At 72.9% G+C, this 21,397-nt stretch carries 20 protein-coding genes; 9 read left to right on the forward strand and 11 right to left on the reverse strand.

Going from position 1 to position 21,397, the window contains the following annotated elements:
- Window position 1: 1 nt before the first annotated feature.
- From AB0B40_RS28015 to AB0B40_RS28030, 4 genes are all read right to left on the reverse strand, one after another.
- Window positions 2–733 (reverse strand): metallophosphoesterase, encoded by a 732-nt coding sequence (locus tag AB0B40_RS28015; RefSeq protein ID WP_345055359.1) that lies wholly within the window; start codon window positions 731–733, stop codon window positions 2–4.
- Entirely contained in the window at window positions 730–1,008 is a 279-nt protein-coding gene (locus tag AB0B40_RS28020; protein ID WP_345055361.1) for a hypothetical protein, read from the reverse strand. Before AB0B40_RS28020 ends, AB0B40_RS28015 begins: the two co-directional genes overlap by 4 nt.
- Window positions 1,005–1,694: a hypothetical protein gene (locus tag AB0B40_RS28025; protein ID WP_362266189.1), complete on the reverse strand. Its 690-nt coding sequence runs from the start codon at window positions 1,692–1,694 to the stop codon at window positions 1,005–1,007. The genes AB0B40_RS28020 and AB0B40_RS28025 overlap by 4 nt, the downstream gene beginning before the upstream one ends.
- Window positions 1,695–1,800: 106 nt before the next feature.
- Window positions 1,801–3,351 carry an APC family permease gene (locus tag AB0B40_RS28030; RefSeq protein WP_362266191.1) on the reverse strand — a complete coding sequence of 517 codons (1,551 nt, stop codon included), beginning with the start codon at window positions 3,349–3,351 and terminating at the stop codon, window positions 1,801–1,803.
- A gap of 285 nt (window positions 3,352–3,636) precedes the next feature.
- On the opposite strand from AB0B40_RS28030, the gene AB0B40_RS28035 reads away from it, so the two are divergent.
- Complete coding sequence (locus tag AB0B40_RS28035; RefSeq protein ID WP_345055366.1) at window positions 3,637–4,791, forward strand: PP2C family protein-serine/threonine phosphatase; 1,155 nt, start codon at window positions 3,637–3,639, stop codon at window positions 4,789–4,791.
- Between the two features lie 336 nt (window positions 4,792–5,127).
- Entirely contained in the window at window positions 5,128–5,886 is a 759-nt protein-coding gene (locus AB0B40_RS28040; protein ID WP_345055368.1) for an NPP1 family protein, read from the forward strand.
- 99 nt (window positions 5,887–5,985) lie between these two features.
- Here the strand turns inward: AB0B40_RS28040 and AB0B40_RS28045 are convergent, their stop codons facing one another.
- From AB0B40_RS28045 to AB0B40_RS28060, 4 genes are all read right to left on the reverse strand, one after another.
- Window positions 5,986–6,486 (reverse strand): hypothetical protein, encoded by a 501-nt coding sequence (locus AB0B40_RS28045; protein WP_345055370.1) that lies wholly within the window; start codon window positions 6,484–6,486, stop codon window positions 5,986–5,988.
- 190 nt (window positions 6,487–6,676) lie between these two features.
- On the reverse strand, window positions 6,677–7,153 hold the full coding sequence (locus tag AB0B40_RS28050) for an SRPBCC domain-containing protein (RefSeq protein ID WP_345055372.1): 477 nt from the start codon (window positions 7,151–7,153) through the stop codon (window positions 6,677–6,679).
- Window positions 7,154–7,249: 96 nt separating this feature from the next.
- Window positions 7,250–8,065, reverse strand: a complete 816-nt coding sequence (locus AB0B40_RS28055) for an SAM-dependent methyltransferase (protein WP_345055374.1) — start codon at window positions 8,063–8,065, stop codon at window positions 7,250–7,252.
- A 92-nt stretch (window positions 8,066–8,157) separates the two neighbouring features.
- On the reverse strand, window positions 8,158–9,033 hold the full coding sequence (locus tag AB0B40_RS28060; protein ID WP_345055376.1) for a helix-turn-helix transcriptional regulator: 876 nt from the start codon (window positions 9,031–9,033) through the stop codon (window positions 8,158–8,160).
- Between the two features lie 1,189 nt (window positions 9,034–10,222).
- Between AB0B40_RS28060 and AB0B40_RS28065 the strand changes: the two genes are divergently transcribed.
- Together AB0B40_RS28065 and AB0B40_RS28070 are read left to right on the forward strand one after the other, a co-directional pair.
- Complete coding sequence (locus tag AB0B40_RS28065) at window positions 10,223–10,801, forward strand: GNAT family protein (protein ID WP_345055378.1); 579 nt, start codon at window positions 10,223–10,225, stop codon at window positions 10,799–10,801.
- A 159-nt stretch (window positions 10,802–10,960) separates the two neighbouring features.
- Window positions 10,961–11,518, forward strand: a complete 558-nt coding sequence (locus AB0B40_RS28070) for a GNAT family N-acetyltransferase (RefSeq protein ID WP_362266195.1) — start codon at window positions 10,961–10,963, stop codon at window positions 11,516–11,518.
- Between the two features lie 293 nt (window positions 11,519–11,811).
- Here the strand turns inward: AB0B40_RS28070 and AB0B40_RS28075 are convergent, their stop codons facing one another.
- Window positions 11,812–12,270 carry an NAD(P)H-dependent oxidoreductase gene (locus AB0B40_RS28075; protein WP_345055382.1) on the reverse strand — a complete coding sequence of 153 codons (459 nt, stop codon included), beginning with the start codon at window positions 12,268–12,270 and terminating at the stop codon, window positions 11,812–11,814.
- Between the two features lie 109 nt (window positions 12,271–12,379).
- Between AB0B40_RS28075 and AB0B40_RS28080 the strand changes: the two genes are divergently transcribed.
- The 3 genes from AB0B40_RS28080 to AB0B40_RS28090 all read left to right on the forward strand — a co-directional run bounded on the left by AB0B40_RS28080 (window position 12,380) and on the right by AB0B40_RS28090 (window position 14,752).
- Complete coding sequence (locus AB0B40_RS28080; RefSeq protein WP_362266197.1) at window positions 12,380–13,021, forward strand: class I SAM-dependent methyltransferase; 642 nt, start codon at window positions 12,380–12,382, stop codon at window positions 13,019–13,021.
- Between the two features lie 109 nt (window positions 13,022–13,130).
- The gene (locus AB0B40_RS28085; protein ID WP_345055386.1) at window positions 13,131–13,838 is read left to right on the forward strand and encodes a lipoprotein; all 708 of its coding nucleotides are present in this window, start codon (window positions 13,131–13,133) and stop codon (window positions 13,836–13,838) included.
- Window positions 13,839–14,071: 233 nt separating this feature from the next.
- A complete protein-coding gene (locus AB0B40_RS28090) occupies window positions 14,072–14,752 on the forward strand; it encodes a pyridoxamine 5'-phosphate oxidase family protein (RefSeq protein WP_345055388.1) in 681 nt (226 codons plus the stop codon).
- A 33-nt stretch (window positions 14,753–14,785) separates the two neighbouring features.
- Here the strand turns inward: AB0B40_RS28090 and AB0B40_RS28095 are convergent, their stop codons facing one another.
- Window positions 14,786–15,460, reverse strand: coding sequence for a hypothetical protein (locus tag AB0B40_RS28095; protein ID WP_362266200.1), 675 nt, complete (start codon window positions 15,458–15,460; stop codon window positions 14,786–14,788).
- Between the two features lie 153 nt (window positions 15,461–15,613).
- Window positions 15,614–17,686, reverse strand: a complete 2,073-nt coding sequence (locus AB0B40_RS28100; protein WP_362266237.1) for a DUF1996 domain-containing protein — start codon at window positions 17,684–17,686, stop codon at window positions 15,614–15,616.
- A gap of 376 nt (window positions 17,687–18,062) precedes the next feature.
- On the opposite strand from AB0B40_RS28100, the gene AB0B40_RS28105 reads away from it, so the two are divergent.
- Complete coding sequence (locus AB0B40_RS28105; protein WP_362266202.1) at window positions 18,063–19,805, forward strand: NlpC/P60 family protein; 1,743 nt, start codon at window positions 18,063–18,065, stop codon at window positions 19,803–19,805.
- A 217-nt stretch (window positions 19,806–20,022) separates the two neighbouring features.
- The gene (locus AB0B40_RS28110) at window positions 20,023–21,387 is read left to right on the forward strand and encodes an FAD-dependent oxidoreductase (RefSeq protein WP_345055393.1); all 1,365 of its coding nucleotides are present in this window, start codon (window positions 20,023–20,025) and stop codon (window positions 21,385–21,387) included.
- Window positions 21,388–21,397: the final 10 nt, after the last annotated feature.

Genomic DNA, 21,397 nt, shown 5'->3' on the forward strand with positions numbered 1-21,397 from the left:
TTCAGCCGTCCCCGCCGGCCAGGTGGTACACGTGGAAGGCCTGCCCGATCACCGGCTGCGCGACGTTGCGCACGCGCACGCCGCCGCTGGTCATGCCGTGCTCGGTGCCGGCGTGGGCGTGGCCGTGCACCGCGAGGTCGGCGCCGCCGGTGTCGATGGCCTCCGCGAGCAGGTAGCTGCCGAGGAACGGGTAGATCTCCAGCGGCTCCCCGGCGAGGGTCTCCGGGACGGGTGAGAAGTGGGTCAGCGCGATCCGTACGTCGCAGTCCCGCTCCTCCAGGTCCTTCAGGGCACCGTGCAGCGCGTCGGCGCACCGGCGGGTGTAGCGGACGAACTCCTTCATGAGGGGTTCGCCGAACTCGCCGGCGCAGCGGCCGACGAATCCGCCGCCGAAGCCCTTGGTCCCGGCGACCCCGATCCGGGCGCCGTCGGCGGTGACGACGGCGGCCTGCCCTTCGAGGACGTGCGCGCCGGCGTCGCGAAGGATCGCGGTGACCTCCTCCGGACGCTCGTCGTGGTGGTCGTGGTTGCCCAGGACGGCGACGACGGGCACCCCGAGGTCCTTGATCTCCCGTGCGACGACCGCGGCCTCCTCCGGTGTGCCGTGCCGGGTGAGGTCGCCGGCGAGCAGCAGGACGTCGGCGCACTGGGGCAGGGTCTCGAAGGAGGGGCGCAGCGTGCCCTGGCTCTCGGGGCCCATGTGGATGTCCCCGACGGCCGCGACGCGGATCATGTGAGGTCCTCCCCGTGGTCGGGCGAGGCGGTCCCCGCGACGAGCAGGTCGCTGTGGACCGGGTGCCCCGCCAGTTCCTCGCGGGCCTGGCGCAGGATGTCGTCCCGGCACTGGGTGGACGGCACGGTGCCGGTGATCAGGACGGCGTCGCCGCGCAGTTCGAGGCGTACGCCCAGTTCTCCGCAGTTCCCCGAGGCCAGGTGCTCGGCGAGGTGGGCGACGCGGTAGTCCAGGTTCCCTGCCGCCGGCGGGGGCGGTGGGGTGGTGTCGGTCATGGCTGCCCCTCCTGGGCGTCGATGACGTTCAGCCGTTCGAGGAGGAAGAGGAAGGCGGCGGGCATGGGCTGGTCGCCGCAGGCCGCGCGGACCACGTCCCAGTCCACCTTCTCGCGGACGGCGCGGACGACCGGCAGGACCGACCCGAAGTCGCAGTAGTGCTCGGAGAAGGCACTGATCAGGCTGTGGATCAGGTCCGTCGGGCACAGGACGGGCATGAGTACCGAGTCGACCGGCAGGACATGGGCCCGGTCCAGCATGTCGCGGGTGACGGGCTGGTGTGCCAGCTCGAAGATGATGTCGACGTTCTGCCCGTGGCAGGTGGTCTTCAGCAGCCAGTCCTCCGGCGGGATCCGTACGTCGAGACCGGCCTCGCGCAGGGTGGTGGCCACCGCGTCGGCGTCGTCGGGCAGGATCGCGAAGTCGGCGTCGTGCTGGAGGTAGCGGCTGCCGCCGTGGGCGTAGACGGCGACACTGCCGGCCAGCGCGAAGGGGTGGCCGGCGCGTTTGAGTATGGCGCCGATCCGCTTGGCGGCCTCCAGGATCGCCTGGCTGCGGTCCTGCGGCAGTGCCGTCGGCTCCGCGGCGGGGGCGGCCGGCCGGCAACCCGGCCCGTCCGGGGCGAGGTGGAGTCCGGTGACCTCCGGTCGCCGGAGGGGCGAGGTTTCCTCCCCGTTCTGCGTCATGTCCTCTCCATTCGGCACCGTGCACCCGCGTACTGCCCCCGGGGCGGCCCCGGGGGCAGTACGGGTACCCGGCGCGCCGCCGCCGACACGGCGCGCCAGGGGAGGTTCACTCCTCGACGACGAGTGCGGGGGTTCCGGCGGTGAGGACCTGCCCGCGGAAGAAGGCGGGGCTGCGGCGCCGCATCACCAGCATGATCACCACGCCGAGGAGCAGCAGGCCGACGCCGATGACGAAGACGGAGCCGACACCGAGGACGGCCGAGCCGCTGCCGTAGGCCGGGTTCCACATGTCGTACAGCGTCTTGCCGAACACCGCGGTGAGCAGCAGGCCGCCGAGGACCGGGAAGAGCCCCTTGAAGAGGGCGTCGCGGGCGGAGCGGGTGAGGTCGTGCCGGAAGTACCAGGCGCAGGCGAACGCGGTGAGCGCGTAGTAGAAGCAGATCATCAGGCCGAGGGCGTAGATGGTGTCGACCAGGACGTGCTCGCTGAGCAGTGACATGACCGCGTAGAAGACGCCGGTGCCGACGCCGGCGGTGACGGTGGCCCGGCCGGGGGTGCGGAAGCGCTCGTGGACGCGGGCGTAGGAGGCGGGCAGGGCCTGGTACGTCGACATGGCGAGGACCGTGCGGGCGACGGGGATGAACGTGGTCTGCAGACTGGCGGCGGCCGAGGCGAGGACGGCGGCGAAGAGCAGGATGCCGAGGGCGTGGCCCATGACCGGGCCGGCCAGGGCGGCGAAGACGTTGTCGGAGGTGTCCGGGTTCGCCAGGCCCAGGCCGTCGGGGCCGGAGCCGACGGCCATCTGCGCGGCGACGGCGGTGGTGAGGTAGGAGCCGACCAGGACGACCATGGCGATCAGGGCGGCCCGGCCCGGTGTCTTCTCGCTGCCGACGGTCTCCTCGTTGGCGGTCAGGCACGTGTCCCAGCCCCAGTACATGAAGATCGACAGGGAGAGCCCGGCGCTGAAGGAGGCGAAGGACTTCACCCCGAACGGGTTCAGCCAGGACCAGGAGAAGTCGGCGTGGCCGGGGAAGGCGCCGGTGCGGGCCTTGTGCAGGGCCAGGACGACGAAGAGGGCGAGCACCACGAGCTGGAGTCCCACCAGCGCGTACTGCACGCCCTTCGTCGTCGTCATGCCGCGGTAGCTGATGGCGGTGGAGGCCGCGATCAGGGCCAGACAGGTCAGGATGTGGACGGCCTTGTCGCCGTCGAGGTCCGCGACCGTGCCGCTGCCGGTGAGCTCACCGGCCAGCAGCCAGAAGTAGGAGGTGGCGACTCCGGCGAGGTTGGACAGCACGATCACGGTGGCGATGACCAGACCCCAGCCGCACATCCAGCCGACGTGCGGCCCGAACGCCTTGACGGTCCAGGTGAAGGAGGTGCCGCAGTCGGGCACGGCCTTGTTCAGCTCCCGGTAGGCGAAGGCGACCAGCAGCATCGGCAGGAAACCGGCGAGGAACACCGCGGGCATGTGCAGGCCGGCCTCGCCGGCGGTGGAGCCGAGGGTGGAGGTGAGGCAGTAGACCGGGGCCACGGTGGAGACGCCGATGACCGCGCTGCCCAGCAGACCGATGGAATCGCCGCCCAGGCCCTTGCCCCGCACTCCGTCGCCGGATGCCGCGTCACGGGCGTCAGGCCTCATCGCCGTCTGTGTCATGACACCAGACGCTAAATGCTGCGATTTCGGTTGAGGGTATCCCAGAACACCCCACCGGGGCCTTAATTTCACAGGCCACACATCGAAATCACCCGGTGTTTGAACGGAAGATGACAGCAGCCTATCCATCAATCAAAGACAACGCGACCAGTGTCCGATATTCGGGAATCGAAGAGCCGTCTGGAATGTCCGGTTCCAATTCTTCCCGTGTGACGTACGCCGCTTCCGTCGGCCCGCTACTGCGGCGAGTGGCCGCCCGACCGGCCCGGGCGCACGCTGGGAGGCATGGCACCCCGGTTCCGGCGCGCGGGCCGGCGGCAGCCGTGGCAGTCGGTCCACGCGTTGCTGCTGCTCCCCGTCACGCTCATCGTGGTGATCACCGTGGTGGACCTGCGCACCCCCCACGACATCCACCTCGGACCGGCCCTGGTGATCGCACCCGCGCTCACCCCCTCCTTCGCCGGGCCCCGGACCACGGCCGCCGTCGGCGCGCTTGCGGTCGTCGCGCAGATCTTCATCGGCGTCAACCACGGCGGGATCGGCACCACGAACCACGTGGTGCAGATCATCACCCTCTCCGTCCTCGTGGTGCTCACCATCCTCTACAGCGCCCTGCGTGAGCGTCGGCAGGCCCAGCTGGCGCAGGTCCGCACGGTCGCCGAAGCCGCACAGCACGTCCTGATGTGGCCGCTGCCCGAGCAGATCGGCACCCTGCGGATCGCCTCGCTGTACCTGGCCGCGGAGGACGAGGCCCAGATCGGCGGCGACCTGTACGCCACGACGCTCAGCGAGGGCTCGGTGCGCGTCCTGATCGGTGACGTGCGCGGCAAGGGCCTGCCCGCCATCGGCGAGGCGGCGCTGCTGCTGGGCGCCTTCCGGGAGAGTGCGCACCGGCACATGCCGCTGGCGGACCTGGCCACCGCGCTGGACCAGAGCATCACCCGTTACGCGGCGGAGCTGGACGCCCCGGAGGAGGCGGGCGAGCGGTTCGCGACGGCGCTGCTGGTGGAGATCCCGGACCACGACCCGGTCACCCGGATGACCAGCTGCGGCCATCCCCCGCCGCTGCTGCTGAGCCCCGGCCATGTGGTCACGGTGCCGAGCCTGCACCCGTCGCCGCCGCTCGGGGTGCACGGCGACATCGAGAGCATGGAGCCGACGCTGGACGTGTTCTCCTTCCATCCGGGTGACACGCTGCTGCTGTACACGGACGGGGTGGTGGAGGCCCGGGACGAGCGGGGCCGGTTCTATCCGCTCGCCGAGCGGGTCGCGCGGTGGACCGACGACAGCCCCGAGACGCTGATGCACCACCTGCGGCGCGATCTGCTCGCCCACGCGGGCGGCCGGCTCGGCGACGACGCCGCACTCATCGCCCTGCACCGCACCCCCACCGACCGCCGCCGCCATCACAGCCGCGGCGACACGGTCCGACAGGGCTGATCCCCCGGCACACCCCTCATGCACGGCGCGGCCATGCCCGGCACGGCCAGGCCCCACGACACGGGCGGGGGCCCGCCACCGCCGGGAGCGGGCGCTGAGCCACCCCGGGCAGGGGCGAGACTCCGTCATGGCTGCGCACCCGGCACCGCTGAGCACCCGGCGCGAGGGCAGCACCCGGCACCGCTGAGCACCCGGCACCGCTGAGACCGGCGCGGGGACAGCGCCCGGCGCGGCGTCGGCGTTCAACTGGCCTTGTGGCAAAGTTCAGTCCGGAGGGTGGCCCGCCCTGCCGGGGCGTTGCGAGAATCTGCGGCGCCTCGACAACAGGGAGCCCCCGTGCGTCACTTGACCTCCGCGCTCGCCGCCGCCCTCGGCGCGCTCACCCTCGTCCTCACCGCACCGGGCACCGCCGGTGCGAGCGTCCTGCAACCGCTGCCGCAGAACGCCGACGGTCTGGAACAGACCTTCTCCCCCGCCTACGACTACGACGGCGACGGCTGTTACGCCACGGCGGCCATCGGCGCCGACGGCACGCTCAACCCCGGCCTGAAACTCGGCGGGGACGTCAACGGCCGCTGCCACGACTACGCCCAGCTCGCCAACGCCAACACCTACTCGCGCGAGAAGTGCAACAACGGCTGGTGCGCGGTGATGTACGCCAGCTACTTCGAGAAGGACCAGGCGACGCTGGGGCCCGCGGCCATCGGGCACACCCACGACTGGGAGCACGTCGTGGTGTGGATCAAGGACAACACGGTCCAGTACGTCTCGGTGTCCCAGCACTCCGGCTACCAGGTGGCGGCCCGGTCCGCGGTGCGCTTCGACGGCACCCACCCGAAGATCGTCTATCACAAGGACGGCGTCTCCACGCACTGCTTCCGGTTCGCCAACTCCAACGACGAGCCGCCGGAGAACGCCACGGGCGGTTGGTTCTACCCGCGTCTGGTGGGGTGGAACGGCTACCCCGCGGGCTATCGCGACAAGCTGCTGGGCGCCGACTTCGGCGCGGCCACCATCAAGATCAAGGACGGCGACTTCCCGTACGCGCTGGCCCACTCCATGCCGTCGGGCATCCCCTTCGACCCCAACGCGTGACGGCGGGCGCGTCCGCCCGCTCCCGACGGGCGCACGCCCGGGGGTCCGGGCCCCGCCCCGAATGGGGCGGGGCGGGGCCCGCGACCGGTGCCCCCGCTGTCAGCCGGCCTGCCTCAGGTCGGTGATCTTCAGGGTCTTCAGGTCGGACTGGACGTCGATCCGGCTGACCTGTGCCTTCGGCCCGTCGCCCCAGGTGAGCGTGACCCGGCTGGTGGCGTGGCCCATACCGGAGCCGGTGTAGGCGACCTTCCACTTCACGGGCACGTTCTGCGCGAACAGGATGCCGTCGGCGTGCTCCTTCGCCTCGAAGGCGGCGACCTTCTTCTGGGCGGCGGCCGAGAGGTAGAAGCCGCGCAAAGCCTTGGCGCTCGCCGCCGCGCCCGGGTCGTCGGTGGCCCACACGGCGTCGATGTAGGCGCCGTAGAAGTCGGCGACGTGCTGGGTGACGTTGCGGGGGTCGCCCTGGGCGGAGGACACGGCCGCCGCGCGGGTCGCGTGGCTCGCGGAGGCGCCCGCGAGGGCGGGGGTGACGGCGGCCAGGGTGAGGCCGGCGGTGAGCGCCGCGGCGGTGAGGAGGGTCTTGCGGCTACGAACGGTCATACGGTCGGACATGTATCTCATTCCCCCGGATTCTTCGCGACCGGGCCGATCCCGGCCTTCGACGGACCTTAAGACCTCAATTCGCTGGGTCTGGTTGCGCTTCTTTCCGCTTTCTTTCCGGGGGATCCGGCAGCCGCGGGGCAGGAGAAAGGTTGCGTCGGATTTCGGACGGGTCACGCCGGTCTTCCGGTCATTCCGGTTCCGGCGACTGCCACTCCCCGGCCAGCCGGGCGAGGTTGTCCAGGGCCATCCGGGTCCCCAGTTCGTTGTCCCGTCGGGGGATCGCGTCGGGGACGCCCTCGTGCCGGATCTCCACGTCCGTGCCGCCGTCGGCCGCGGTGAGCGTCGTCGTCATGGTCATGGTGGAGCGCAGGGCGTCGTCACCGGTCTCGAACGCGAAGACCTCGACCACCAGCGCGCCCGGCACCAGCCGGGCGAAATGGCCCCGGTAGGTGTCCGTGTGCCCGCCGGACTTGCCGGCGCCGGACGGGTCGTCGTAGGAGAGGGAGATCCGGAACGAGCCGCCCTCACGGGCCTCGAAGGTGTGCACCCGGGCGGTCATACCGGCCGGGACCCGCCAGGCCGCGACGGCGTCCGGGTCGGTCAGGATCCGGTAGACGGCGTGCGGGGGCGCCGGTACGTGCCGGACGACGCGGGTGGTGTACATGGGGCTCACGGTAGCCTCCGGGCGCCCGCCCGGGGCTCGTACGGCCGGGGCGGGGCCGGGGTCCGGGAGGTGGTTCGGACCCCGGCCCCGGGTCTGTCAGGGCTTGCGGGCGACCGCGCCGTACATGGCGATGTCCTCGTCGCGGATGCCCTGCTCGCCGCTGCCGTCGGGGCGCCACTTGTGCACCTGGACGATGCCGGGCTCGACCAGTTCGAGTCCCGTGAAGAACTGGTGGGCCTCGTCCAAGGTGCGCAGCCGCATCGGCATGCCGCGGGCCGCGTACTCGCGGGCGACGCGGCCCACCTCCTCGGGGGCGAAGTCGGCGGTGCCGATGGACATCGCGAGGTGACTGCCGGCGGGCAGCGGCTCCAGCAGCCGGCGCACGACGCCGGCCGCGTCGTCCGCGTCCAGCATGAAGTGCACGATCGCGATGACGGTGAGGGCGACGGGCCTGCTCAGGTCCAGGGTCTCGCGCAGCTCGGGGGCGTCCAGGATGGCCGCCGGGTCACGGAAGTCGGCCTCCAGATACGCGGTCCGGCCCTCCGGGGCGCTGGCCAGCAGCCCCTGGGAGAGGGTGAGCACGATCGGGTCGTTGTCGACGTAGACGACCCGCGACCCGGGAGCCACGGCCTGGGCGATCTCGTGCAGGTTGGGCGAGGTCGGGACGCCGGTGCCGATGTCCAGGAACTGGCGCATGCCCGCCTCCTCGGCGAGCCAGCGCACGGCGCGGTTCATCCAGTCGCGGTTGGCGCGCATGTGCACCGGGAGCGCGGGCCACTCCCGGGCCATGGCGTCGCCCGCCTCCCTGTCGGCGGGGTAGTAGTCCTTGCCCCCGAGTATGTAGTCGTAGACGCGGGCGGAGTGCGCGTTCCCGGTGTCGATCCGGTCGGCGGGCCATCCGTTGTCGGACAACGCCGTGTCTCCCATTCGGGTTCGGGGGTCGGGACTCGCGTCGGGGAACGCGGGGCGGGCCGCCGGTGCGGGCGGCGGCCCCGAGCGGCGGGTCACCACTCCTCACGCAGCGCGGCGAGCAGGGTCTCGGTCTTCCTCGCCGACGCGGCCTGGGCGCTGAGCCGGTCCAGGGCCTCCCGGTACACCACGACGTCGTCGGCCTTGTCCAGGTACACCGCCCCGACGAGACCGTTCAGGTAGCCGACGTCGGGCAGTTCACGGGCCCGGAACCGGAAGAGCTGGAACGCTCCGGCCCACAGGGCGGGGTGCGGTCCGTTGGCGAACGGCATGAGCTGCACGGTGACCTGCGGCAGCCGGCCGACCTCGATGAGGTGGTCGATCTGCGCGCGCATCACCTCGGGGCCGCCGACCGGCCGGCGCAGCACGGTCTCGTCCATCACCACCCACAGCCGCGGCGACGCGGGCCGGGCCAGCAGCTCCTTGCGGCGCATGCGCAGTGCGACGCGGCGCTCGGTTGCTTCGGCGGACGCGTGCGGGTGGGCCGCGGTGAGCAGGGCGCGGGCGTAGTCCTCCGTCTGCAGCAGCGCGTGCACGAACTGGTTCTCGTACGCGCGTACCTGGAGAGCCGCCTGCTCCAGGCTCAGGTAGGCGGCGAACCAGTCGGGCATCACGTCGCGGTACGTGTGCCACCAGCCGCGCTTGTTGGCCTCGCGCACGGACTGCAGGAAGGTGTCGATCTCCTCCCGGTCGGTGACGCCGTAGACCTGGAGGAGTTTCTCGGCGTCCGCGAGCCGCAGCCGTGCCACCTTGGCGGCTTCCATGCGGCGGATCGTGGAGTGGCTGACCCCGATGGCCGCGCCCGCCTCGGCATAGCCGAGCCCGGCCCGGGTACGCAGTTCCTCCAGCTGCCTGCCGAGGATCATGCGCAGTACGGAAGGGGCACCGCCCCAGTCGGTCTCCGCGGTCACATCCACCCCCTCGTCAGGCCCCCGGGATCACCCTCGCACGGCGATCTGTTTGCCCGCCCATTCGATCACGTTCTGGCGGATACAGCATGCACTTGGCCAGTTGAAAATTTCAACTTGTCGGTTGCGGGTCGTGGTTGGCAGGTGCCAGAGTGGACCCACTGCTCCGGCCGAACCACGGAGCGGGCGGCGCGGCCGAGTTGGGGAGACAGGCCGCACCCACCGCCTCCGGTCAGGTGGTGGGACGTCCGCTGTCCGGACGGCCGCGGCCCGACACCCGCGACCCCACTCGCGAGGCCGGACGAAAGGCGCACGGCGATGGCTCCGCCCTCCCTCCCCCGACCGCTCCACCGGCGGCTGTCCCCGGCGGCCGGCCTGCGCAGACCGGCGCGGACCGCTCCGGAAGCCGGGGAGTCGTCCCTGGTCGAGGTGGCGTTTCGGCGCCGGGCCGCGGACGCCGTGGCGCGTCCCGGCCGAATACCGGACGGCGGGCAGCTTCCGCATCGGCTGCCGGCCACGGCCCGCGTCCCCGGGCCGCCCGGAGGCGAGCGTGCCGGTCGACTCCCCGGGCCCCACGGCCCCGACCTGCTCGCCTCCGGGGTTCACTCCCCGGCTCCGCCGGCCGTGCGGCCCTGGGCGCCACCCGCCGTGGCGCGGGCGGCCCGCTGACCGTCCGCACCCGCAGGACAGCGGCGCGGCCGGGGCCTCTCCCGATCGACACACCGGAACACCCCGCCCGCCCTGCGGCCTCCGGCACCCGTCTCCGCCCTCACCCCCTCACCCCCTCACCCCGCGACGACACTCACCCGGACCGTCCCCCACTCGTCCGAAGGACAGCCATGCACCACTCCACCCCCCACCCCACTCCCACTCCCACCCCCGCCGCCGACCCGTCCTGGACCGGTGCCCGGCCCAAGCCCGGCCCGCAGGAGCAGGACGGCTGAGCCGCGTTCGGCAGCGCCCCCCGCCCCGGCAGATGACAAGCCGCGCCCCTACGGCAACCGGCCCGCGACCCGCTAGATTCACCGCCGGTGCGGGTCGTCCGCACCCGTCGGCGGCCCGGTTTCCGGTACGGATCGCGCACCCGCCGCGTGCCGTACCGCCGAGGGGTGCCATGGTCTGGACGCTGATCCGCCGCCGCCGGACCGCGTCCGGACTCCCCGTGCCGGGGAGGTGCGGGCCCGGTCGGCACGTGCTGGCCACCGAACGGCTGCTGCTGTTCACACCGCGAACCCGCCTGGACATGGTGGCGGGGCTAGCGGCGAGCGCGGACGCCGCGGCACAGCGGTGGCTCGGCACCCAGGCGGACGAGCTACTGCCCGACCCCGACACCCGCCGGGCCCTGCTGGCCTGGCGGCCCGCCGGCGACGACGGCCGCCGGATCCCGCGCGGCCTGGCCGAGCCGTACACGCCCGGCCCGGACGACCCGTTCTTCCTGGTCTGCGTGCGCCGGTCCGACCTCAGTTACGCCGGTGGGCTCGAACTGCAGCACCGGACCGGCGAGATGGGCGGCTGGCTGGCGCCGGACGCCCGTGGCCGGGGCATGGGCGCGGAGCTGTTCCGCGCGGGAGTGGAACTGGCCCACGGCCACGCCGGACTGACCACCGTCCGGGCCGGGGCCGAGCCCGGCAACACCGCGAGCCGGCGCGCCCTGGCCCGCGCGGGGTTCGTGCCGGACCGGGGCCCGGCCCGGCACACGCTGCCCGACGGCCGTGTCGTCGACGCCGTCTGGCACCGGCACGACTGCGCGGCGGCCCGCCGCTGCCACTGACGCGCACCGCTCGGCCACACCGCTCGACCACATCGCCCGACCGCGCTGCTCACCCTCGCGACCGCACGATCAGCGGGGCCGGACACGTGCGCGGCACCGGCCGCGCCCGGCCACCGAAGCGGACATATGCTGCGAAACACCGCACCGAAGGGAGGGCCCATGACCGATGCGCCCACCGAACCCGCCGCAGCCGAGCTGACACTCCGGCCACTCGGCTTCGAGCACCTGGCCGCCGTACTGGACCTCGGCCACCGGGTGTACGACACCGACGCGATGCCGTACACCGGCTGGTCGCTCTCGGCCGTCGCCGGGCACCTGGACGCGCCGGACCCGGCCTGCCTGGTGCTGCTCGACGGCGACCGGGTCGCCGGGTTCGTACTCGGCTCCCTGTCCTTCGAGCAGCGCGCCGACTGGGGATACCTGGAGTGGATCGCCGTGGACCCCGGCTATCAGGGGCGCGGGGTGGCCTCCCGGCTGGTCAAGGAGTGCTGTGCGCGGCTGGAGGCGGCCGGCGCGGTGTGCGTCGTCACGGACGTGGAGCGCCGCAACACCGCGTCCGCCGAGCTGATGCGCCGTAACGGCTTCGCGGAGGAGGCCACGGTCAGCCTCTTCGTTCGGCCGCTCGCCGACGCGCCCGCGGCCGGCGCGGGCCGGGCGCGGGAAGCCTCCGCTCCGCGCCGCCATCTCACCCGGGCGGCGGCCGAACGCGTCCGCTGAGCGGCGGAGCCGCCGGACCGGACGCACCCCCCGGCAGAGCCTCGGCGGACAGCGGGCCTCGGCGCACGGTCAGGCCCCGGCCACGGATCGGACGCCATCAGCGGGCGTGCCGCGGACGCGCACCTCGGGGAGCGTCACCGATCCGGAGGCGCCGGCCCCGCCCCGCAGGACTGACCCGCCCGCAGGAGTGTGCCCGGTCCCCGGCGCGCACGTGGCCGGACGTCGCCTCGGCGGCGGTGGGCGCCGGAAGGAGCGGCCCGGTCAGGCGGTGGGCGCCGGAAGGAGCGGCCCGGTCAGGCGTCGGGCATCAGACCCGCCGCGAGGGTGGCGCCCAGCTCCCAGCACGCCTGTGTGCCGGCCTTGCCCGGCTCGCCGGTGACGGTCACCGGTTCGGCCGTCCGGCGCCAGCCGAGGCCGGTGGTGACGGTCTCGACGGCGCGGACGGCGCCGGTGACGTCGTTTCCGCCGTGGACGTAGAAGCCGAAGGGGCGGCCCCGGGTCTCGTCGAGGCAGGGGTAGTAGATCTGGTCGAAGAAGTGTTTGAGAGCGCCGGACATGTAGCCGAGGTTGGCGGGTGTGCCGAGCAGATACCCGTCGGCTTCGAGCACGTCGGAGGCGGTGGCGGACAGGGCCGCCCGGCGCACGACGCGGACGCCCTCGATCTCGGGGGTCGTCGCGCCGGACACCACGGCTTCCAACAGCGCCTGGCAGTGAGGCGAGGGGGTGTGATGGACGATCAGCAGGGTAGGCACACCGGGCACCCTGCCGTGCGTCCGCCGCCCTTGCAAACGGCGGGCCGGGACGGGCGTCGCGAGTGGGCCCCCGGAAGGCGGGGCTCGCGGGAGAGCGGGAGGAGTCGTCGTGGCCGAGGAGGACCGCCGCGCACCGGCTGCCGTGGTGTTCGACGCGCTGGGGCCGGCGTACGAGCAGGCGTTCGCCGGTTCCGCGGCCCACCGGGCGTCGCTCGGCCGGCTGCTGGAACTGCTGGCGCCGGGCAGCCGGGTGCTGGACGTGGGCAGCGGGACCGGTCGGCCGACCGCACAGACCCTCGCCGAGGCCGGCCACCGGGTGCTGGGGATCGACATCTCCCCTGTCATGGTCGGCCTGGCAGCCCGTCAGGTGCCCGGGGCCGAGTTCCGGCTCGCCGACATCCGTGACACCCCGTTGCCGGAGGCCTCGTTCGACGCGGCGTGCGGATACTTCTCGCTGCTGCAGATGGCCCGCGCCGAACAGGCGGCCGTCGTGGCGGGGCTGGCCCGGGCGGTACGGCCCGGCGGCCTGGTCGCGCTGGCCACCGTGCCGCTGGACGTGGAGGACGTCGCAGGGGTCTTCATGGGGCAGCCGGTGCGGGTGACGAGCTTCTCCGCCGAGGCGTTCACCCGCCTGGTGACCGAGGCGGGCCTGACGGTGCTGAGCGAGGAGCAGACGGTGTTCACCCCGGACCACCCCGAGGCCGCGCCCGAACCCCACCTCTTCCTGCTGGCCCGGCGCGGGTCGGAGTGACCCCGGGCCGGTGGGCTCAGGCGGACGGAAAAAGCCCCTTCGGTGATGTCGGCGCCCTCGGTTACAGTGGCCGCTCTGAACCGTAGGGGAGACGACAGTGCAGGTCAGGGTGGGGACAGTCGGAGGCCGAGTGGTCGTGGCGGCGGCGCTGGCGGCGGTGCTCGGCGGGTGCGCGGAGGCGGCGGACGACGGGAAGCGGGCCGCGAGCCCGTCGGCGAGCGCCAAGGGCGCGGCGGCCGGGGGCACGGCGGGGAAGGGTACGGCGGCTGCCCGCGGCGGCACGATCGGCCCGGCCGGCTCGGCCTGTGAACTGCCCGTCAGGTTCGGTGTCGCCGAGCGCTGGACGGCCGAAGCGGTCGACGCGGAGAAGGAACTGGGCACGTCGGGCAAGCCGGCGCGGGGTGAGGACGGCGACCTGGGCGGAGCGCTCGCCGACGCCTTCCTCCGGCAGGGACCGGTCACCATGGCCTGCGAGATCGACGCCAAGCCGGCCGGCCACATCGGCTACCTGCGCGTGTGGACCGGCAAGCCCGGCGACGCGGACGCGGGCAGCGTGCTGCGCCGGTTCGTGGCCGCCGAGGACAATGTCGGCAAGGAGAAGTACCACTCCTTCAGGACCGGCGGCGGCCTCGCCGCGGTGGAGGTGGAGTACCTCTACACGAGCAAGCTCCTGGAGGAGACGAAGAAGGAGAGCGCCTTCGCCGTCAGCACGCCCGACGGTCCGGTGATCCTGCACCTCGGCGGCATGGACACCGAGGAGCACGAGGGGATGCGGCCCGCGTACGACCTCGCCAAGCAGACCCTCGCGCTCTCCTGAGGCGGGCAGCCCCGCTCAGCCCCGGCTCGTGCGCCGGCCCAGGCAGGTGAGCGGGCCCACCGGATCCCATGCGAGGTTCGCCCGACCTCGTACAAGGGAATTCGTTGAGTTGGGCTTCTCAGGCAACGGTTTGCGAAGATCCGTAGTCTTTTGGAGATGGAATCAGTACTGTTCCCGGTCGTCGTGCTACGCCCGTCCATGCACCGGGGCGCGCCCCGGAGGAGGAAGCTTCCATGAACCCTGGTTCTCCGCAGAGGCTCTTGCCGGTGACCGAGCGCACGCGCCACCGTCGGCTACGGGAACAGGGCAGCCTGGACCGCGACCAGCTCGACGCGATCCTCGGCGCGGGCTTCGTCTGCCACCTCGGCGTCACGGTCGACGGAAACCTTCTGGTGGTCCCCACCGTCTACGGATCCGACGGCAGCAGCTTGTACTTCCACGGCTCGGTCGCCAGCCGCAGCCTCGCCGCCTCGCCCGACGCCCAGGTCTGCGTCACCGTCACCCACGTCGACGGGCTGGTCCTGGCCCGCTCGGTCTTCGAGCACGGCGTGAACTACCGCAGCGCCATGATCTTCGGCACGCCCCGTCCGGTCACGGACCCCGAGGAGAAGCTGGCCGGCCTGCGCTGTCTGACCGAGCAGGCAACGCCGGGCCAGTGGGACTACGCCCGCCGCCCCAGCCGCAAGGAACTCGCCGCCACGGCCCTGCTCGCCCTCCCGCTGGATGAGGCATCGGTCAAGATCCGCACGGGCGCACCGGACGACGGGGACGGCGAGGACGCCCGGCTCGGTCTGTGGGCGGGCGTCATGCCGCTGCGCTCCGCCTGGGGCGACCTGGAGCCGGACCCGCTCCTGCCCGAGGGCATCGGAGCCCCGGCTCACCTGACGAAGCGGGTCGGCACCGCGGCCAACTGACCGGACGAGCCGTGGTGCGGTGGATCCCGCTCGTCAGAGCGTGTCGGCCGCCGCGAACTCACCCGTCACACCTGCGCGGGCCAGCGCCCGGACGATGGCCGGCCGGTCCAGCGGATCGTCGTAGCGGTTGCTCTGGCCCAGCCGTTCCAGCAGCCTGCGCGGCTCCAGCCGGTACGCTTCCGCGTCGGCCAGGAGACGGTCCGCGCCCGGCCCGTCGACCGTGTCGTCCAGGTGGTCCGTCAGTTCGCCCAGTACCTCGGTGCGGTCGATGAAGTAGCTCATGCCGCAGTCCAGGCCGTCGTCGTCAAGGCCGTCAGGGTACGGGGCCCGGGCCCAGGTGCCGTTGTCGTACCAGTAGACGCAGCCGATCTCGCGCCCTTCGAGTCGGCCCCGCAGCTCCTCATAGGGCAGCCAGTCCGGGCCGCCCGCCAGCACGTCGATCGCCGGCTCGTACCACTTGACGTCGCTCGCCTCGTCCTCGCCGTAGAGCACGAAACGACCGTCGCCCTCCTTGGACATGACCCACCAGGTGCAGCCGCAGTCGTCCCAGTGCAGGCCCTGGTCATCGATCCAGCGGCCGCTCCGGTGGCGCGGCGGGCGCTCCTCGTCCTCGGTAGTCGCCTCGAGGGCGGCGAGCAGCGCCCAGCGCGCCCACAGCTCCTCGGCCGGCGGAAGGTCCTCCGGCAGTCCTGGCCGGTGAACGGTCACGTGTGCCCCCGTGTATGCGTTCCGATGATGATCACCGCAACGATACGGTCTGCGGCTGACACGACCGTCCCAGGGCCGGCCGGCTCCGACGGCCATGGCGAACGCCTCGGGCAAGGGACGAAGTCCGCTCCCCGCGCCCCCGGGACGGCCCGGTCAGTACCGCATGTGCCGGGCCCGGAGGAACATGAACAGGCCCGACAGGGCGAGCAGCGTGCCGATGGCGGCGGGCCACAGGTGGGCCCCCGTCTCCGCCAGACCGCCCCCGGCCGCCTGGGGTTCGGGCTGCGCTGCCACCGGCGGGGTGTATCCGGCGGCGCCGGCCTGGCCCGACGGGGAGGAGCCGGGCGCGGCGGAGGCCGGTGCGGACTGTGCCGGTGCCGGGTGTGCCGCCGTGGAGCGGGACGGGGCGGTCCGGGCCGGTCCGGTCCTGGCGTCGGTGTCCTGCTTGGTGGTGCGGGCCGGTGCGGTCGTCACGTCGGTCCGCGGGGCGCCGCCGGGGCGGGAGGCCGACGGTGCCGGTGCGACGGTGGCCCCCTCGCCGGGCTCATCGGTGGTGTTCGCACCAGGGGCCGTCGAACCGCCCTCGCCGGGTTCCGCCGCGCTGCCTCCGCCCGGGCCGGTGCCGGTACCCACGCTCGGTTCCGTGCCGGTACCCACGCTCGGTTCCGTGCCGGTGCCTCCGCTCGGTTCCGTACCGGTGCTTCCGCCGGGCTCCTCGGTGGCGCCGGCGCCGGGCGCGGCCGTGGCGGCGGAGCCCGCACTCGCCGTGGGGGCCGCCGTCGCGCCGGGGGCGTCGGCGGAGGCACCGCAGGTGCGGCCGGAGTTGATGCAGTCGACCATCTCGCGCATCAGGTCCTCGTCGAAGACGTTGATGAAGTCGCCGTGGTCGGTGACGGGCTTGTGCAGTTGCTCGGGGAAGGAGTCCACCGCGAACAGCGGAACGGTCCGACCGCCGTCCGCGACGCTCGGCGCGGGGACGTCGTAGACGATGCGCTGCACCAGCTGCGGAATGGGCTGGAAGCCGGCCGGGCAGGAGCCGTCCTCGGCGGCGAAGGCCACATGGGTGCGGTGGTTGGCGCTGTCGATGTTGCGGCCGTCCCAGCAGCTCTGGAACCGGAAGGTGCGCACGACGTCACTGCCCTGCGGGCACAACGGGTACTTGTCCTTCAGCTGCCGGTCCTCGTACCCGGTGCAGCTCCAGGACGCGTTCGCGTTGCCGGGGCCGTTGACGAACGCCTTGGCGTCGCCGGTGATGATGCGCAGCAGGCGCGGCATGGCGGTGACCTTGCCGCGCGCGTTGCCCACGAACGTCAGCGTCACCTGCCGGGGCGTGACGATCCGGCCCGCGTTGCCCTCCGTGCCGCCGCCCGGCGCTCCCGCGTCCCGTTCCCGGGTGCCGTCCTGCAGGCGGAGCACCGGCCAGTAGTAGGTCGACCTGTCCCCCCGGTCCACACAGCTCGTGTCGGCGTTCGCGAGGTCCTCGTCACTGGCGAAGGCGTTGTTGGACTGATTGCCGACGTAGTCGTGGAAGTGGTGGGCGCCGTTGGAGACACCCGGGGCGACGATGACGTTGTCGGAGTTGAACAGGCCGTTCGCGTTGACGCCGCAGTCGGAGGTGAAGGTGCCCCGGGAGGCGTCGGCCTGTGGGGGCGGGGCCGGCGCTTGGGGCGGTACGGCGGTGATGTCCGCGTAGTCGGAGACGACGGGTCCGTTGCCACCCTGGCCCGCGCCGTTCGGGCTCTGGCCGTTCTGTCCCTGGCCCTCACCCTCGCCCGGCTGGGTGCCGTCGCCCGGCGAGGCCGGGGGCTGAGCACTCTCACCGGGGCGCAAGGTACAGGCGGCCAGGGCGTCCAGGCCCTGGGGGCGCTGCCCCGCGCGGTCGATGGCGTCGGCGATCCGCCCGACGGACGCCGACCGCTTCTCCTTCAGCGGGTTCATGATCGCGTCAGCCTCGGAGCCTCCGCCCCGGCCGTCGCCCTGGCTCCAGCGCTGCAGTTGCCGGTACGCCTCCGCGGTCTGCTGGTCCAGCAGGGCGAGTTCGTGGTCGACGTCCGCGCGGGCCGCGTCCGGCACGGCCGTCAGCCGGCTGCCGACGTCGGGACAGTCGATGGTCGGCATGCCCGTGGACAGGACGTGGCCGGCGGCGTCCGTACCGGATCCGTCGCCCCAGCCCTCGGAGGCCGAGGCGTAGACGTTCGCCGCGACGATCCCGGCTCCCCCCAGCATCAGGGCGACCGCGGCGAGGGTCGCGCGTCGTGCGCCGGTCGGGCGTCTGCGCCTGTTGCGTACCAAGGTTGTCCCCTGTGTGTGATCGCCGGTGGTGTGTTCGCCGGTCGGGCATGGAGTTCCCCGGCTTCATACGGCGGGGAAGGCCATCGCGTTCAACGGAATCGCGAATTCACCGGTGACTCACAGGAAACCATGGTCCGCAGCGTTTCCCCACCGAACGGCACTGCGAACATCACGAATATGTATCGGACATTCCACACCTCAACCTTCACACGAGGCACACACGTTGGCTAGGTTGACGCGTGGCCGCGCCCGGCACCGCCCCGGCGAGCCGTCCAACTGCCCCGTGGGGCAAGGAAGGAGCACGTCTTCCATGGCGCCGGAGAGCCGCGACGAGGTTCGGCAGCGGATCGACTCCCTGTACGACCAGGCCGAGAACGCCACCGGTAACTTCAACGCGACCCGGGCCATGGCCCTGCGGGCGCGCTCACGTGGCGTCCCGTTGGCCAAGCGGCCCACCCGACGTCCGGATCCGGCGCTCACCGAGATCACCCGGCAGTGGTTCGACACGGCACGCGGAAAGTTCGGCCCGACCGTGCCCGCCGTACTGCCCGCCGACCGCCTCCCCGCGCCGGCGCCCGAGCGGCCGGCCACCTCGGTCCGTGCGCTGGACCCCGGCCGGGGTGCCCTCGTGGGCGGTGAGAGGGCGGCCCTGGGCCCGGCGCCGGCCGCACCGGCACCCCAGGCCCTGGAGCGGGGCGCCGACGGGGCGCCGGCCGCACTGCGGGCCGCGGGCGCGCCGGCCGAACCGACGGCGCCCTCCCCCATGGACCTGCTACCGGTGGAGGCGCCCACGGGCGGCTGGATGACGGCGCCCGCCACCGAGCCGACCCAACTCGCGGGCACGACAACCGGGTCCACGGGTGGCCTTGCGGCGACGCCCGACACACCCCACCTGCCGGGCCTGTGGGAGCCTGGCGCGCCCGGCGGTACCCCCCAGGCCTCGCCCCTCCCCCTGCACCCCCTGCCGATCGAGACGCCCACAGGCGGCTGGATGACGGCACCCACCACCGAGCCGACCCAACTCGCGGGCACGACAACCGGGTCCACGGGTGGCCTGACGGCGCCGACCGGCACACCCCACCTCCTGGGCCTGTGGGAGCCTGGCACGTCCGGCGGTGCCCCCGAGGCCTCGCCCCTCCCCCTGCACCCCCTGCCGATCGAGACGCCCACAGGCGGCTGGATGACGGCACCCACCACCGAGCCGACCCAACTCGCGGGCACGACAACCGAGTCCACGAGTGACCTTGCGGCGACGCCCGACACACCCCACCTGCCGGGCCTGTGGGCGCCTGGCGCGGTCGGCGGCGCTCCCGTGGCCTCGGCCCTCCTCCCGGCTCCGCCGCTGTCCCGGGCGGACGGAGACCGGGTCCGGATGCCGAGGCCGCTGCCCGGTGCCGCCGGGTTCGGCGGGCTCGCCCCCGCCGTCGCCAAGGCGGCCGGCCGGCGCAAGCTCGCCACCACCGGCGAACTCCTCGCCCGCCACACCATGCGCCCCGGCCTCCCGGCCCAGCCGGCGCCGGCCGCCGACCTCACGCCCGCGGGCCAGGCGAACACCGGCACGGGCACCTTCACCTACCAGGCACCCCCTGCGTCCGTCGCCGACACCGGCCCCGTCCCCCGTCCGGCCGTGGCCCCCGCGGCCCAGCCCGCGACGGCCGTCCTGACCGGCGCCGTGGTACCGGAGTCACCCCGTGCCTCACGCGCCGCCAGGGCGATCGCCTTCGCCCGGGCGCAGATCGGGAAGCCGTGCGTGTGGGGTGCGACGGGGCCGGACTCGTACGACTGCTCCAGCCTCACCCAGGCCGCATGGCGGGCCGCGGGTGTCACGCTGCCGCGCGCCGCGCACGAGCAGGCGCTGTCCGGCACCCCCGTGACGACGGCCGGGATCGAACCCGGTGACCTCGTCCTCTTCTTCGAGGACGACCGGCACGTGGGTCTCCACGTCGGCGGCGGGATGATGGTGCACGCTCCGGGCCCGGGGTCCACCATCCGCGAGGAGTCGATCTACGGCGCCGGGGAGGCGGCGATCCGCCGGATCGTCCGGCCGGCGTGACCCGGGACGAAGAGTCGGTCAGGACACATACCGGACACATACCGGCCGGCCGGCGCCGGAGTCCGGTCACTCGTCCGCTCCGAGCCATAAGTAAGATCGGGATCACCCATAAGCCCGACTTATGAGGTCATAGACCAGACCCCCGTAGCAACTTAGGTCTGCCTTAGTTTAGGCTTCCTGATCAAGTCGCCCATTCGCGCTCGAAGGGAACCTGATCATGCCGCGCCCCCTGCGGGTAGCCATCGTCGGAGCCGGCCCCGCCGGGATCTACGCCGCCGACGCCCTGCTCAAGTCCGAGGTGGCCGCCGACCCCGGTGTGTCCATCGACCTCTTCGAGCGGATGCCCGCCCCGTTCGGCCTGATCCGGTACGGCGTCGCGCCGGACCACCCACGCATCAAGGGCATCATCACCGCCCTCCACCAGGTGCTGGACAAGCCGCAGATCCGACTGTTCGGCAACGTCGACTACCCGACGGACCTCGGCCTGGACGACCTGCGCGCCTTCTACGACGCGGTGATCTTCTCCACCGGCGCGACGGCCGACCGCGAGCTGTCCATACCCGGCATCGACCTGGACGGCTCCTACGGCGCCGCCGACTTCGTCTCGTGGTACGACGGCCACCCCGACGTCCCGCGCACCTGGCCGCTGGAGGCCGAGAAGGTCGCCGTGCTGGGCGTCGGCAACGTCGCTCTGGACGTGGCCCGCGTCCTGGCCAAGACCGCCGACGAACTGCTGCCGACCGAGATCCCGCCGAACGTCCACGACGGTCTGAAGGCCAACAAGGCCGTGGAGATCCACGTCTTCGGCCGCCGTGGCCCGGCGCAGGCGAAGTTCAGCCCGATGGAGCTGCGCGAGCTGGACCACTCCCCGAACATCGAGGTCATCGTCGACCCCGAGGACATCGACTACGACGCGGGCTCGATCGAGACCCGGCGCGGCAACAAGCAGGCCGACATGGTCGCCAAGACGCTGGAGAACTGGGCGATCCGGGACGTCGGCAACCGCCCGCACAAGCTCTTCCTGCACTTCTTCGAGTCGCCGGCCGAGATCCTCGGCGAGGACGGCAGGGTCGTCGGCCTGCGCACCGAGCGCACCGCCCTGGACGGCACCGGAAACGTCAAGGGCACCGGCGAGTTCAAGGACTGGGACGTCACCGCGGTCTACCGCGCGGTCGGTTACCTCTCCGAGAAGCTGCCCAAGCTGCCCTGGGACATCGCCTCCGGAACCGTCCCGGACGAGGGCGGCCGCGTCATCGAGGAGGGCGGCACCCCGCTGCAGTCCACCTATGTCACCGGCTGGATCCGCCGCGGCCCGGTCGGTCTCATCGGCCACACCAAGGGCGACGCCAACGAGACCGTGGCCAATCTCCTGGACGACTACGCCCACGGCAGGCTGCACACTCCGTCCGCGCCCGAGCCGGAGGCCGTGGACGCCTTCCTCGCCGAGCACAACGTCCGCTTCACCACCTGGGAGGGCTGGTACAAGCTGGACGCCGCCGAGCGTGCCCTGGGCGAGCCGCAGGGCCGCGAGCGGGTGAAGCTCGTCGAGCGTGAGGACATGCTGCGGGAGAGCGGGGCGTAAGACCCCGGCC

It is taken from the genome of Streptomyces sp. NPDC042638, from assembly GCF_040647235.1.
Taxonomy (GTDB): domain Bacteria; phylum Actinomycetota; class Actinomycetes; order Streptomycetales; family Streptomycetaceae; genus Streptomyces; species Streptomyces rameus.

What these genes read in the sequence shown, in the direction of transcription:
- AB0B40_RS28110 (WP_345055393.1), top strand. Translation starts at nt 20,023, where the DNA reads ATGCCGCGCCCCCTGCGGGTAGCCATCGTCGGAGCCGGCCCCGCCGGG.
- AB0B40_RS28025 (WP_362266189.1), bottom strand. Translation starts at nt 1,694, where the DNA reads ATGACGCAGAACGGGGAGGAAACCTCGCCCCTCCGGCGACCGGAGGTC.
- AB0B40_RS28070 (WP_362266195.1), top strand. Translation starts at nt 10,961, where the DNA reads ATGACCGATGCGCCCACCGAACCCGCCGCAGCCGAGCTGACACTCCGG.
- AB0B40_RS28030 (WP_362266191.1), bottom strand. Translation starts at nt 3,351, where the DNA reads ATGACACAGACGGCGATGAGGCCTGACGCCCGTGACGCGGCATCCGGC.
- AB0B40_RS28015 (WP_345055359.1), bottom strand. Translation starts at nt 733, where the DNA reads ATGATCCGCGTCGCGGCCGTCGGGGACATCCACATGGGCCCCGAGAGC.
- AB0B40_RS28090 (WP_345055388.1), top strand. Translation starts at nt 14,072, where the DNA reads ATGAACCCTGGTTCTCCGCAGAGGCTCTTGCCGGTGACCGAGCGCACG.
- AB0B40_RS28100 (WP_362266237.1), bottom strand. Translation starts at nt 17,686, where the DNA reads ATGCTGGGGGGAGCCGGGATCGTCGCGGCGAACGTCTACGCCTCGGCC.
- AB0B40_RS28020 (WP_345055361.1), bottom strand. Translation starts at nt 1,008, where the DNA reads ATGACCGACACCACCCCACCGCCCCCGCCGGCGGCAGGGAACCTGGAC.
- AB0B40_RS28045 (WP_345055370.1), bottom strand. Translation starts at nt 6,486, where the DNA reads ATGACCGTTCGTAGCCGCAAGACCCTCCTCACCGCCGCGGCGCTCACC.
- AB0B40_RS28035 (WP_345055366.1), top strand. Translation starts at nt 3,637, where the DNA reads ATGGCACCCCGGTTCCGGCGCGCGGGCCGGCGGCAGCCGTGGCAGTCG.
- AB0B40_RS28050 (WP_345055372.1), bottom strand. Translation starts at nt 7,153, where the DNA reads ATGTACACCACCCGCGTCGTCCGGCACGTACCGGCGCCCCCGCACGCC.
- AB0B40_RS28105 (WP_362266202.1), top strand. Translation starts at nt 18,063, where the DNA reads ATGGCGCCGGAGAGCCGCGACGAGGTTCGGCAGCGGATCGACTCCCTG.